This window comes from Cetobacterium sp., assembly GCF_051653945.1.
GTDB lineage: Bacteria > Fusobacteriota > Fusobacteriia > Fusobacteriales > Fusobacteriaceae > Cetobacterium_A.
Genome location: NZ_JBOFXD010000060.1, coordinates 12409 through 25818 on the forward strand (window position 1 = coordinate 12409; position 13410 = coordinate 25818).

Consider the following 13410-nt stretch of genomic DNA (forward strand, 5'->3'; position numbering starts at 1 on the left):
TTAAGGAGAAATAATGAGCAAATTTTATATACTAAAAATTATATATGAACTTCAGTACTTCAGGTATTTACTACTAGAATACATAATTAAAAATCCATATGATAATAATAGTGCAAAAAAATTTATAGATTTTAATAATAAGAGAGTATTAAAAAAAATAAATAGAGAGAAAATAAAAAAAATAGCAATATTATTACCTCATTGTATACAAAAGTATGATTGTAATCTAAAAATAACAAACAATATAGAAAACTGTAAAATGTGTGGATTGTGTGATATATCTGAAATTATAAGATTAAAAGATGAGTTTAATCATATTAGCATAAAAGTAGCTACTGGTGGGACATTGGCTAGATTATACTTAAAAGATGAAAGACCTAACTTAGTAATAGCTGTAGCTTGTAAAAGGGATTTAACTTCTGGAATTAGAGATTCCTTTCCAATATCAGTTTACGGAGTTTTTAATGAAATTATAGATACGCCGTGTAAAGATACTAGGGTAGCTGTGGATGAGATAAGAAAGGTATTGAGAGAGGTGGGGACAACGTGAGAAAATTAAAACTATTTATTGCTGGACTTTTAATATGTTCTGGGTTAATTGCCTCAGAAAAAGAGGATATTAAATTTTTGGATGAGCTATTTATTCAGAGAAAGTATTCTATGGCACTTCAAGAGTCTAATAATTTTATAACAAAATATCCACGTTCTAAATATATAAAAAATATAAAAATAAGAATGGGACAAGTTTATTACGTAGAAGGAAGATATCAGGAAGCAATCAATACTTTAAATGGGTGTTTAAAAGAATTAAAATTAAACCAAAGTGAAAGTAATAATATCTATTTGTATTTAACTAAATCTTATATAGGACTAAAAGACTTTGATACTGCATCTAAAGCAGCAAATCTAATAGTCAAAACTAGTTCCGAAGGAAAAGATGACTATGAAGAAGCTTTGTTGTCAATAGGAAAAGGTTATATGGATAATAAAGATTATATTAGAGCTCAAAGAGAACTTACAAGTGCTTTAAGCGTACAGGGGAAGAACTATGAAGATGTTGTATTAAATCTTTCTCTAGCAGCATACAATAACTCTCAGTATATAAAAACTATAGTTTATTTAGATGAGTATTATAGAGGGGCAAAGGTTGGTACAAATAAAGATTTAGTAAATTATTTATATGGTTCATCTTATTACAAAACAAATGAAACATCAAAAGCTTTAGATTATTTCAAAAAGGTAAAAAATAGCAGCACTAATTCAGAGTATAAAACATTATCAGTTTTAACAATGATAGAGATTTATTTGAAGCAAGGAAATGCTAGAGAGGCAGAAAATATACTATCTAGCTTATCATCAGAACCTAAACTTTATAATACAGCTCTGAAAAGTTTCGGGGATTTTTATTTAGTTAGGGGATCAAATGATGTTGCATTATCTTATTATAATAAGATAACAAATAAAGATGTAGATACATGGTATGGAATAGCCCTATCTCAATATAGATTAAAAGATTATAAAAGTTCTTTAGAAAACTTTAGAAAATTATATCCAACAAAATATAAAAATGAGAGTATTTATTACCAACTGTCTATTGAATATTTAAATAAAAATTATAAATGGGTTTTAAATAATAAAAATTTAGTTGTAGGACTAAATTTAAATAGAGAAGAGGAGATAGCTATAAATAATCTAATTGGAACATCAGCTTTCCAAGAGGGAGATTTTAAAACAGCAGAAGAATACTATGCTAAAAATTATAATATAGCTCCTAATAAAGAATCTCTATATAAAATGATTGTAACACTGAGCAAAACAAAGGATAGAGTAAAACTTAATAATCTGATAAAAGAATATAACACAAAATATCCAAGTGATCAAGAGTATAAGAAAAATATAACTATAATAACTTCAGATAATTTATTGGCAGAAGGAAAAGGAGAACAAGCTATAAATCTTTACAAAGAATATTTAGCAGTAAATAGAGATCCAGAAATTGTGTCTAGTTTAATAGAAGTTATGATAGCACAAAAAAAATACAGTGATGTGATGCAATATTTAAACATTCAAGATGCTTCTTTAGAGAATACATATCAAAAAGGAATAGCAACTATGGGAATGGGAAGATATGATGAAGCAGAAATGTATTTTAATCAAATTTTAAATAGTGGAGACAATGTTGATAAATCTCTTTATGAAAAATCAAAATATAACGTAATAAAAAATTATTTTTTATGGGAAAAATACTCAGATGCAATAAATTCAGGAGAAGCTTATATAGCTGGAGATAATTTGTATGCATTAGAGGATGTTGTTGATAAAGTTGCAATTAGTTACTTTAGATTAGATAATCCAGAAAAAGCAAGAGAGTATTTTGAAAAATTAAAATTAGTTTCAAATATGGGGGATTATGCACAGTTCCAAATAGGAGAAACTTATTATAGTGAAAAGAGATATCAAGATGCAATAGACGCATATAAGATAAGTGCACAAAACTCAAAAAATATAGAGTATAAAGAAAAAGGATTATACTGGGAGATTTCATCTTTATATCTATTAAAAAATACAAATGAGTTTGATGCTAAAAGTAAAGAGTTTTTAGAACTATATCCAAACTCAAAATTAAAAGATAATATTCTTTTAATGGAGGGGGAACTATATGGAATACAAGGAAATAATACAAATAGTTTAAAAACTTATGAAAAATTATATGGGGAAACTAAAGATGATGTTTTAAAAGAAAAATCTATTATGAAAATAATAGAGCTATCTGAAAATACTAAAAATATTCAAAAAGAATTAGAATGGATAAATAAAATAACTAATGATAACAAAAAAAGTTACTATATGGCAAAGCATCTTCAAAGAGAGAAAAAACAAGATGAAGCAAAAGTTGAGTTTGAAAAATTAATAGTAACTGATGATTATAAAGATTTTGGGGCATTAGGATTAGGAGATTATTACTATTCTAAGAAAGACTTTTTAAAAGCAAAAGAATATTATGAAAGTATATTAGTTTTAGAAAATAGTGCATATAAAGATAAAGCACTATATCAAGTGGCTAACATTGAAAAAAACACTGGGTTAATAAAAGAAGCCGTTAGAAACTATACTAAACTTTATGTTTTATATCCTACAAGTGAATATGCATTAGAGTCAAAAATAAGATCAGCAGAGGGATATGAAAATTTAAATAATTTTAAAGATGCGATAGCTCAATATGATGAGCTGTTAAGAACAGAAAGTAAAAATAAAGATTATTTCTTAGAAAAATTAATATTTTTAAATTTAAAAATTGAGAAAAAAGATTTGGCAAAAGTATATTACGAGCAGTTAAAAAGAGAGAATTTAAAACTTTCTGAAAAATATAAAGATTTTTTTTACGGAGGAGAGAATATATGAAGAAATTAGTTATTACAGGTTTAATAGTTTTATCTTTAGGGGTTTTTGCTAATGAGGATGTAGTTATTGATAAGCAAGTAACTGGTGTAAATAAAGAGCAACTAGAGAGTTATCCAAAAGAAAGTAATGTACAATTAGAAAAAAAAGTTATAAAAATTGATGATAAAAATATAACAGCAGATAAATTTAAAGATCAAAAACAAGTTATTCAAATAAATGAAACAAATGATTCAATGAATAAGAGTTTAACTGAAACTGACAGTGGAACTCCAATCTGGAAGTACATAATAGGAGTAGTTGCATTAGTTACATTGGGAATAGCATTATAATTTAAATTACAACACAAAAGATTAGGAGGTATATGGAATGTACTGGTTAGTTAATGGTGGAATACTTATGTATTTTATAGTTTTTATGTCAATATTAGGGCTGTATGTAATAATAGAAAGAGCAATTTACTTTAGAGTGAATGAGAATATAGATATGTCTAGAATAAGACCTATATTACGTAGTGCAATTGAAAAGAATGATATTAAAGGAGCAATTACAACTTTAGGAAATCAAAAAAGTTCAACTGCTAAAGTTATAAAAGAGGTTTTGATCTATTGGTATAAAACAAGAAGTACAAATGTAGAAACATTAGAAGAGAAAGCTAGAGAAGTAGCTTTAGCTCAAATTCCAAAATTAGAAAGAAATATGTGGCTTTTATCAGTAGTTGCTCATACAACACCATTAATAGGTTTACTAGGAACAGTTACAGGTATGATAAAAGCATTCCAAGCTGTATCATTACATGGAACAGGAGATGCTTCTGTATTAGCAAGTGGAATATCTCAAGCTCTATTGACAACTGCAGGAGGATTATTTGTTGCTATTCCATCAATTATTTTATATAACTATTTTAATAAAAAAATTGATGATCAGATCAATGATATGGAAAAGGGTAGTGCAGAGTTAATAAACTACTTTAGAAAATAAAGGAGGGGGAGCATGAAACTTAATAGAATTAAAAGAAGATCAGGTAATTCTTTAATACTTGAATTAACTCCCTTAATAGACGTAGTATTTCTGTTACTAATATTCTTTTTAGTTGCTACAACTTTTGAAGATGTTAATAGTAGTATAAAAATAGATTTACCTACATCTACAGTAAAAAGTACTAAGCCAGTTAATGAGTTACAAGTTATTGTGACTAAAGATAAAGAATTTTTTATAAGTTATAAAGATAAGGGAAAAAGTAAGAGGGAAAAAGTAAGTGCTAAAGATCTAAAAGAGGAACTTGCACAAAAGCTTATTGAATCAGAAGATAAAAATGTTATCATTAGTGCTGACAAAAGTGTTAATCATGGTATAATTGTAGATACGATGACAGCAGCTAAAGAGGCAGGAGCTATTTCTTTAGATATAGATACAGCTTCGCCTGGAAAGTAGGTGCAAATCTATGAATAGACAAAATAGTGATTTAAAAATATTTATAGCATCGGTAATTATAAACCTTCTTATTTTATTTCTAATTCCAGGAATTAAAATAGATGAAATAGTTGATAAAAAGTTAAAGGTTGGTTTAGTTTCTCTTGAAACAAATACTAAAAAAACAACAACAAAGCCAGAGCCAAAGAAAAAAGTTACTCCTGTAAAAGAGGAGAAAAAAGAGGAAAAGAAAGTTGTTAAAAAAGAGGAACCTAAACCAGTAGAACAAAAACAAGAGATAAAAGAAACTAAAAAACTTTCGTTAGATGATTTAGCAAAAAGTATTTCAAAGAGAGAAACAGAGTTCTTAGCCATTGATAAACCTTCAGCTAGAGAGATAGATAGTGATTTAAAAAATGAGTTATTAAATAAAAAAGATTTGCAAGAAGCTGAAAAAAAATCTTCAATAGACCCAACTAAAAATATAACAATATCTAAAGATGATACCATTTTAGATAAGAGTATAGATTATCAGTTAGATGAAAGTAGTAAAGATTTAGCTTTTCAAGGAGAGGGAGAAGAGGAGCTAGGATTTAAAACTATGGTAGAAAAAAATGGAGCTGATGGACTTCCAAGTGGTTATAGATTAGGAGTAGAAGATGGAGATGTAGTTGCTAAATGGGATCAAGGAAATAGAGAACCTAGATATCCAGAAGCTGCTCAGCTAAGAGGGATGCAAGGTAAAGTATTATTAAAAATACAAATAGATGAAACAGGCAAAGTTACATCAGTATTTATAGAAAAGGGTAGTGGAGTTCCAGAAATAAATATGGCTATAGAGGAGATTGCAAGAACTTGGAGAATCTATTTAACAAAAAATGGGTTAAATATAAAAGGGAATGTAAGTTTAGAATATAGTTTTAAACTTTTAGGGGCTTCATAAATAGAAGTAAAAATTAGAGGATGGTGAAGAGATTTGACTCTTTTAGGATTTAGATTAGAAAATGAATTAAAAGATGAGTTAGAAAGTAATTTTGAAAATGAATTAAGGTTTGCAGAAAATATTAGTTCTTTTATGGAGTTATTAAAAGAAAGAAAATACGAAGCTGTTGTAATTGATGAAACAAATTTACAACAAGATGCATTGGTAAACCTTGTTAAAAAAATTACAGAAACACATAAAAGATCAGTAATTATAATAATGGGGGAAACTTCAAATTTGAAATTAGTTGCAGGTGTAATAAAAGCAGGTGCATATGACTATATTTTAAAACCAATTAGTCCAAAAGATGTTAATAAAATCTTAGAAAAAGCGGTAAAAGATCATAAACTTTTAGCTGAAAGAGTAGATAGAAATAAAAATACTGGGGATAAATTAATAGGGCAAACAAAAGAGATTGTAGAAGTGTATAAGATGATTGGTAGAGTTGCAAATAGCAGGATTCCAGTTCTAGTAGTAGGAGAGAAAGGAACTGGAAAAAGTAGTGTGGCAACAGCAATACATCAATTTAGTGATTGGAATACAAAGCCATTTTTAACAGTAAATTGTACATCTTTTCAAAACAATCTCTTAGAAAGAAAGTTGTTTGGTTATGAAAAAGGAGCCTTTGAAGGAGCAGCGTTTCTACAGATAGGAGATTTAGAAAAAGCTAATGGAGGAACGCTACACTTAGGAAATATAGAGTCTTTAAGTTTAGATATGCAATCAAAGATTTTATATTTACTACAAGAGGGAGAATTTTTTAGAATGGGTGGATCTGAACCTATTGAAATGAATATAAGAATAGTGGCTACTACAAGTGAAAATTTGGAAGAATTAATTAATAAAAAACTATTTATTGACGAATTATATAATAAATTGAAAATATTAGAGATTAATATACCGCCATTAAGAGAGAGAAAAGATGATATTCCATTTATAATAGATCATTATTTATCTAGTTGCAATGAGGAGTTACATAAAGCTGTAAAAGGTGTGAGTAAACCTGCGATGAAAAAAATAATGAGATATGATTGGCCAGGAAATGTAAATGAGTTAAAAAATGCTATAAAGTCAGCAGTAGCTCTTTGTAGAGGAAGTTCTATTTTAGTTGAAGAATTACCAGGAAATGTAACAGGAAATAAAATATCTAAAAGAAAGGGAGATAACCAAAGTTGGGTATTAACTGATTGGATAGAGGGAGAGCTTTTAGGATTAAAAAATAATAAACAAAATAACTATTATGGGATAATAATATCAAAAGTTGAAAAAGAGTTAATACGTCAGGTTTTAGAGATAACAAGTGGTAAAAAAGTTGAGACAGCAGAACTACTTGGAATAACAAGAAATACATTGAGAACAAAGATGAATAACTATGGCTTAGAGTAAAACTCTAGGCCTTAGGAGGAAAAAAAATGCACGTAACATTATATAGAAAATATAGACCAAAAGGTTTTGAAGAGATTGCAGGAGAGCAAGAGATTGTTCAGACTTTAAAGAACTCACTAAAATCTAATAGGTTGGCACACGCTTATTTATTTACAGGACCTCGTGGTGTAGGAAAAACATCTATAGCTAGACTTATGGCAAAAGGTTTAAACTGTTTAACAAATGGTATAACAGATACACCTTGCAACATATGTGAAAATTGTAAAGAGATTTCTATGGGAAATTTTTTAGATTTAATTGAAATAGATGCAGCTTCAAATAGAGGGATTGACGAAATAAGACAATTAAAAGAAAAAATAAATTATAGTCCTAGTAAGGGAAGAAAAAAGGTTTACATAATAGATGAAGTTCATATGTTAACCAAGGAAGCTTTTAATGCTCTTTTAAAAACTTTAGAGGAGCCTCCAGAGCATGTTCTATTTATTCTAGCTACAACAGAGCCTGATAAAATTTTACCAACTATCATCTCAAGATGTCAGAGATATGATTTTAAAAGTGTTAATTATAGAGATATGAGAGGGAAACTATTATACATAGTAGATAGCGAAGGATATAAAATAGATGAAGCTAGTTTAGTCGCTATTTATGAAGCCTCTGGTGGAAGTATGAGAGATTCAATATCAATTTTAGAAAGACTTATGATAAATACAGAGGAAAAAAACATTGTAATTGAAAAGACCGAAGATGTATTGGGAATAACGCCTATAAAAACTATAGATTTATTCATAGAAACTATAGAGAATAAAAACCAATCTCAAGGAATTGAACTTTTAGAAGATATCTGGAAAAACTCTATAGATATAGAGTTGTTTTTTAAAGATTTAGCAAAAAGAGCTAAAGATAGAATTATTAAAGGTGACTTAGAAACTGAAAAAGGTCTAGAAATAATTGATACAATTTATGATATTTTATCTAAATTTCGTTATGAAGAGGATAAGCGTCTAATTGGATATGTTATTTTAAATAGATTAACAGAGAGAAAAGAAAAAGAGATTATAGTTGAGAAAATTATAGAAAAAGTTCAAGAAAGTGATAAGGATACATCAGATATTTTAGAAAATAATATTGGGCAAGAGGTTGTATCTAAAGTAACTTATGATGAGGTAAAAAAATCTTGGAATAAAATAATTGAAGAGTCTAAAAAAGTAAAAATGACATTTGGTGCATTTTTAATTAAAGCATATTTCAAAGATTTTTCAAACAACACTTTAACTATTGGGTTTCCAGAAGATCAAGGGTTTGCAAAAAATATGATGGAAACAGAGCCATATAGAACGTTGTTCTTAGATGTAGCAAGAAAAGTTCTTAAATCAAAAATTATGATAAAATATGAATTGCAAGAGGTTAATAAAAATAAAGATAGAGCAGAAAATGAGGATTTTTCAAAAAAAATAATAGATTTTTTTGGAGGAGAAATAATATAACTTAACAAAACTCTACCTTTATGGTATAATTATCCTGATAAAGTTTTAGGAGGATTAATGTTTTTAATAACAGGAATAATAATAGCAGCACTATTTTTAGTTTCTACCTCAATGCCTTTTCTAAGTTGGATTTTACCATATTATAAAATTAAAAAATTAGAAAATGCAGATTTAAAAACTAAAATTATAGCCAATATAGTTGCTTTAGCTGCTATAGGTTGGATAGATATACATTTTTTAGTAACTTATATTGGAGTTTTTGTTTCGATAGAAGTTCTTTACTATGTATTAAAAAAATATGGTAAAAAAATACAATGTTTTGATAGAATATTTATAACAAGTTTATTAGTAGGTATTGGAGTTTGTGTATATATATATTTTAATAGAGTTGGTTTAAATATAGGTTTCGAACAATTAAAGAATTTGTACTTACAAAAAACAACATTTACTCAATATGAAGTTGATATGGCATTTAAGTATATCAAGGACAATTTCACATATTTAGTATTTGCATATTTAAATATGACAGTATTTTTAACATATTACTTTTTAAACAAAGAGGATTTCTTTAAATGGGAAACTTCATATTTATGGTTAATTCCTTATATAGTTGTATTTTTCATAGAGAAATATAGCTCTTTTGGTGGAAATTTAACAAGTAATATATTAGAAATTTTAAAAATAGTTTATATAATGTATTTCATGAAGATAGTTGCAAGTATTTTAAATGAAAAAGTAAAAAAACAATCTTTATGCTTTACAGTAGGAGTATTTTTAGCGTTAATATCTCCAGAGTTTGCATTTATTTTTGGAGCATTAGCAAGTGGAATAAAAATTAAAATAGTAAAATCATAAAATAATTAGGAGGAGTTTTTATGTCAAAAATACAAGTAATTTTAACAGCGGATGTGGCAGGACAAGGAAGAAAAGGAGAGATTGTAAGTGTTTCTGAAGGGTATGCAAAAAACTTCCTATTAAAAAATAACAAGGGAATCATAGCAACTCCAGAGGAGTTAAAAAAGATAGAGAATAAAAAAATAAGAGATAGTAAAAAAGCTGAAGAGGAAAAGAAAAAAGCCATTGAAGTAAAAGCATTATTAGAGAGTAAAAAATTATCAATAGTTGGAAAAACAGGAGATAATGGAAAACTATTTGGAGCAATAACAAACAAAGAGGTTTCATCTGAATTAAAAAAAGAGTTTGGATTAGATATAGATAGAAAAAAAATAGAGTGCACTATTAAAAGCTTAGGAGAACATAAAGTAATTGTAAAGTTACATACAGATGTAAAGGCTGAGGTTTTAGTAGTTATAAAAGGATAGTGAAAAATGGAAGATATAGAAAAACTTAGAAAAATTCCAAGTAGTTTAGAAGCTGAAAGATCAGTTCTAGGTGGTATTTTTTTAAAGCCAGATATTTTTAGTGAGGTAATAGAGATTATTACTTCAAGTGATTTTTATAAAATGGCTCACAAAATAATTTTTGAAGTTATGCAAGAAGTATATGGTTCTGGAGAATCAATAGATCCAATAATAGTTATGGATAGACTTAAAAGAAAAGATAAATTTGATGATATTGGTGGAGAAGCTATATTTTATGAAATTATAGAAGAAGTACCAACAGCAGCAAATATCTTAACTTATGCAAGAATTATAAAAGAGAAAGCAACTTTAAGAAAGCTTGGAGATATAGGAACTAAAATAGTAGAAATGACTTATGAAGGATATGAAGATGTGGATACTATATTAGATAAAGCTGAAGGAATGATATTTAAAGTTGCTGAGAGTAAAGAATCAAAAGACATTGTTAGTTTAAAAGAGGTTGTTACAAATGAATTTGAAAGATTGGAACAACTTTTACAAAATAAAGGTGTAACAACTGGAATATCAAGTGGATTTAAACATTTTGATGAAATGACAAGTGGATTTCATCCATCAGATTTAGTAGTTCTAGCTGCTAGACCATCTATGGGAAAAACAGCCTTTGCCTTAAACTTGGCTTTAAATGCAGCTATGAAGGCTGACAAAGGAGTTTTAGTATTTAGTTTAGAGATGTCAAGCTCACAGTTATTACAAAGACTTTTAGCTATAGAGGCTGGTATAGGATTACAAAAGATTAGAAATGGATTTTTAGGAGAAGATGATTGGGGAAAATTAGGAATTGCCAGTGGTAAATTGGCAAATGCTGAAATAAATATTGCAGATGTTCCCAATGTAAATGTTTTAGAGATTAGATCTATAGCAAGAAGATTAAAAGCGGCTGGAAAATTAGATATGATTTTAATTGACTATTTGCAACTTATAAAAGGAACAAGTGGAAAATCAGATAATAGACAGCAAGAAATCTCAGATATCTCAAGATCATTAAAAGGGATAGCTAGAGAGTTAGATATACCGATAATTGCACTATCACAGCTTTCTCGTGCTCCAGAACAAAGAGCTGATAGAAGACCAATGCTATCAGACTTAAGAGAATCAGGAGCAATTGAGCAAGATGCTGATATGGTTGTATTTTTATATAGAGATGATTATTATAATGATGAATCTGAACAAAAAGGTATAACAGAAGTTATCATAGGAAAGCAAAGAAATGGACCAGTTGGAACTGTAAACTTGAAGTTCTTCCATGAAATTACCAAGTTTGGAGATTACACAACTAAGGTTGAATAGAAAGGTGAGAAAAAATGAAAAGAGCAGAATTATTAGCTCCAGCAGGAAATATGGAAAAGTTAAAAATGGCTTTCCATTATGGAGCAGACGCAGTATTCTTAGGAGGAAAAATGTTTAACCTAAGAGCTGGAAGTCACAACTTTAATGATGAGGAGTTAAAAGAGGCTGTTGAATATGCACATTCAATGGAAAAAAGAGTGTATGTAGCTCTTAATATAATACCTCATAACAATGAATTAGAGTTATTACCAGATTATGTAAAGTATTTAGAAGAGATTGGGGTAGATGGTGTAATAGTTGCTGACTTAGGAGTATTCCAAGTGGTAAGAGAACATACTGACTTAAATATAAGTGTAAGTACTCAAGCAAGTAATACAAACTGGCGTTCAGTAAAAATGTGGAAAGATTTAGGTGCTAAAAGAGTAGTTTTAGCAAGAGAGATATCTTTAGACAATATAGCTGAAATAAGAGCTAAAGTCCCTGATATAGAGTTAGAGGTTTTTGTTCACGGAGCTATGTGTATGTCAGTTTCAGGAAGATGTTTACTAAGTAACTATATGACTGGAAGAGATGCTAATAGAGGCGATTGTGCTCAGTCATGTAGATGGAAGTACAATTTAGTTGAAGAAACAAGACCAAATGAGTATATGCCTGTTTACGAAGATGAAAGAGGAACATATATATTTAACTCAAAGGATTTATGTACAATAGAGATTATAGATAAAATTCTTGATTTAGGAGTAGATTCTTTAAAAATTGAGGGTAGAATGAAAGGTATTTATTATGTTTCAAATGCTGTAAAAGTATATAAAGAGGCAATAAATAAATATTATGCAGGAGAGTATGAGTATGATCCAACTTGGATGGAAGAGATTCAATCAACATCTAATAGATCATATACTCAAGGATTCTATCATGGACAACCAGGAGCGGAAGCTAATAACTATAACGATAGAAACTCTTACAGTCAAACACACCAATTAGTTGCTAAAATAGAGGAGAAAATTGGTGAAAATGAATATGTTTTAGGAATTAGAAATAGAGTTCTAGCAGGAGAATCTTTAGAGGTTATAACTACTTCAGGAAAGCCTAGAGTGATTGTAATGCCTAAGATGACTTTAATAACTAAGGCTGGAGAAGAAGTTGTAGAAGCAGCTAATCCAAATTCAATTGTAAAGGTAGTTTTAGAAGGTGGATTTGAAGCTATGGATATGATTAGAAGAGTTAAGGAAACTCAAGAGTAATAAAAAAAGAGGCATCGCCTCTTTTTTTATTAGTTATTTCTTGAATCTTTTATTTTTTTCTCAGTAGCTCTTATAAATCTAGGAATAAACCACTCTTTTTCTTGCTCTTCTTTTTGATCTTTCTTTGTATAAATTCTTTGAAGTTCATCATAGTATGCTTGAGCTTCTCCACTGAATTCGTTTTTATCCTTTATGGGATATTTTTTTAGATTTGGAAAATTTTGATCTAATGTAGAGTTCCACTCCTCTACTTGTGTTTTATGTAAAGATAAGAATAAATCGACATCTCCAGTAAATTTAATCTCTTTAATAACATCTCCAACTTCTAATTTTTTGATATTATTGAAGTCTTTTTCTTCAATATATTCTCCAAATAGAGTATGTTTATTGTTTAGCCAATCAGCAGGATAAAGAGTAAAGAAGAATTGAGATCCTCCTGTTTCAGGTCCTGTATTTGCCATTGCTAACATTCCTGGTTGATAGAAATCTAGCCATTTAGAGAATTCATCAGGAATAGAATAACCAGGTCCTCCATCTCCTCTTCCAGTCGGGTCTCCACCTTGAACCACAAAATTTTCTACAGCTCTATGAATTTTTGTATTGTCATAGAACCCTCTTTTTGCAAGGTTTATAAAATTAGCTACAGTTACTGGGGAAGCCTCTGGGTATAAATAGAAACTAATATCCCCTTGTGTTGTTACAAAAGTAGCTCTAATATCGTTATATTTTACTGCTTGAGTTTTACTAGTAGATGAACAACTCACCATTACAGCTAACATCACTACTAGAGATAGTAATTTAATGATTTTTTTCATATATGCCCTCCTGTTTTT

The 13410-nt window shown here is 28.6% G+C and carries 13 protein-coding genes; 12 read left to right on the forward strand and 1 reads right to left on the reverse strand.

Annotated features, from left to right (window positions below; all coding sequences use genetic code 11):
* The first annotated feature begins 13 nt into the window (after window positions 1–13).
* From ACRC8M_RS06645 to ACRC8M_RS06700, 12 genes are read left to right on the forward strand one after another with little or no spacing between them, the layout of a single operon-like run.
* Window positions 14–550, forward strand: a complete 537-nt coding sequence (locus ACRC8M_RS06645; protein WP_438528415.1) for a DUF116 domain-containing protein — start codon at window positions 14–16, stop codon at window positions 548–550.
* Window positions 547–3402: a hypothetical protein gene (locus tag ACRC8M_RS06650; RefSeq protein WP_438528416.1), complete on the forward strand. Its 2856-nt coding sequence runs from the start codon at window positions 547–549 to the stop codon at window positions 3400–3402. Before ACRC8M_RS06645 ends, ACRC8M_RS06650 begins: the two co-directional genes overlap by 4 nt.
* Entirely contained in the window at window positions 3399–3731 is a 333-nt protein-coding gene (locus ACRC8M_RS06655; RefSeq protein ID WP_438528417.1) for a hypothetical protein, read from the forward strand. Before ACRC8M_RS06650 ends, ACRC8M_RS06655 begins: the two co-directional genes overlap by 4 nt.
* Window positions 3732–3768: 37 nt before the next feature.
* A complete protein-coding gene (locus ACRC8M_RS06660; RefSeq protein ID WP_438528418.1) occupies window positions 3769–4380 on the forward strand; it encodes a MotA/TolQ/ExbB proton channel family protein in 612 nt (203 codons plus the stop codon).
* 12 nt (window positions 4381–4392) lie between these two features.
* Window positions 4393–4833: an ExbD/TolR family protein gene (locus ACRC8M_RS06665; RefSeq protein WP_185891736.1), complete on the forward strand. Its 441-nt coding sequence runs from the start codon at window positions 4393–4395 to the stop codon at window positions 4831–4833.
* A gap of 10 nt (window positions 4834–4843) precedes the next feature.
* On the forward strand, window positions 4844–5755 hold the full coding sequence (locus tag ACRC8M_RS06670; protein WP_438528419.1) for an energy transducer TonB: 912 nt from the start codon (window positions 4844–4846) through the stop codon (window positions 5753–5755).
* Window positions 5756–5788: 33 nt separating this feature from the next.
* The gene (locus tag ACRC8M_RS06675; protein ID WP_438528420.1) at window positions 5789–7180 is read left to right on the forward strand and encodes a sigma-54-dependent transcriptional regulator; all 1392 of its coding nucleotides are present in this window, start codon (window positions 5789–5791) and stop codon (window positions 7178–7180) included.
* Between the two features lie 26 nt (window positions 7181–7206).
* Entirely contained in the window at window positions 7207–8664 is a 1458-nt protein-coding gene (dnaX, locus tag ACRC8M_RS06680; protein WP_438528421.1) for a DNA polymerase III subunit gamma/tau, read from the forward strand.
* A gap of 57 nt (window positions 8665–8721) precedes the next feature.
* A complete protein-coding gene (locus ACRC8M_RS06685; protein WP_438528422.1) occupies window positions 8722–9519 on the forward strand; it encodes a hypothetical protein in 798 nt (265 codons plus the stop codon).
* A gap of 20 nt (window positions 9520–9539) precedes the next feature.
* On the forward strand, window positions 9540–9986 hold the full coding sequence (gene rplI, locus ACRC8M_RS06690) for a 50S ribosomal protein L9 (protein WP_438528423.1): 447 nt from the start codon (window positions 9540–9542) through the stop codon (window positions 9984–9986).
* A gap of 6 nt (window positions 9987–9992) precedes the next feature.
* The gene (gene dnaB / locus ACRC8M_RS06695) at window positions 9993–11333 is read left to right on the forward strand and encodes a replicative DNA helicase (protein ID WP_438528424.1); all 1341 of its coding nucleotides are present in this window, start codon (window positions 9993–9995) and stop codon (window positions 11331–11333) included.
* Between the two features lie 14 nt (window positions 11334–11347).
* Complete coding sequence (locus ACRC8M_RS06700) at window positions 11348–12577, forward strand: peptidase U32 family protein (RefSeq protein WP_438528425.1); 1230 nt, start codon at window positions 11348–11350, stop codon at window positions 12575–12577.
* Between the two features lie 29 nt (window positions 12578–12606).
* On the opposite strand, the gene ACRC8M_RS06705 is transcribed toward ACRC8M_RS06700, so the two are convergent.
* A complete protein-coding gene (locus ACRC8M_RS06705; protein ID WP_438528426.1) occupies window positions 12607–13392 on the reverse strand; it encodes a peptidylprolyl isomerase in 786 nt (261 codons plus the stop codon).
* Between the last annotated feature and the right edge of the window lie 18 nt (window positions 13393–13410).

What these genes read in the sequence shown, in the direction of transcription:
- ACRC8M_RS06705 (WP_438528426.1), bottom strand. Translation starts at nt 13,392, where the DNA reads ATGAAAAAAATCATTAAATTACTATCTCTAGTAGTGATGTTAGCTGTA.
- ACRC8M_RS06670 (WP_438528419.1), top strand. Translation starts at nt 4,844, where the DNA reads ATGAATAGACAAAATAGTGATTTAAAAATATTTATAGCATCGGTAATT.
- ACRC8M_RS06685 (WP_438528422.1), top strand. Translation starts at nt 8,722, where the DNA reads ATGTTTTTAATAACAGGAATAATAATAGCAGCACTATTTTTAGTTTCT.
- dnaX (WP_438528421.1), top strand. Translation starts at nt 7,207, where the DNA reads ATGCACGTAACATTATATAGAAAATATAGACCAAAAGGTTTTGAAGAG.
- ACRC8M_RS06645 (WP_438528415.1), top strand. Translation starts at nt 14, where the DNA reads ATGAGCAAATTTTATATACTAAAAATTATATATGAACTTCAGTACTTC.
- ACRC8M_RS06655 (WP_438528417.1), top strand. Translation starts at nt 3,399, where the DNA reads ATGAAGAAATTAGTTATTACAGGTTTAATAGTTTTATCTTTAGGGGTT.
- rplI (WP_438528423.1), top strand. Translation starts at nt 9,540, where the DNA reads ATGTCAAAAATACAAGTAATTTTAACAGCGGATGTGGCAGGACAAGGA.
- ACRC8M_RS06660 (WP_438528418.1), top strand. Translation starts at nt 3,769, where the DNA reads ATGTACTGGTTAGTTAATGGTGGAATACTTATGTATTTTATAGTTTTT.
- ACRC8M_RS06665 (WP_185891736.1), top strand. Translation starts at nt 4,393, where the DNA reads ATGAAACTTAATAGAATTAAAAGAAGATCAGGTAATTCTTTAATACTT.
- ACRC8M_RS06700 (WP_438528425.1), top strand. Translation starts at nt 11,348, where the DNA reads ATGAAAAGAGCAGAATTATTAGCTCCAGCAGGAAATATGGAAAAGTTA.
- dnaB (WP_438528424.1), top strand. Translation starts at nt 9,993, where the DNA reads ATGGAAGATATAGAAAAACTTAGAAAAATTCCAAGTAGTTTAGAAGCT.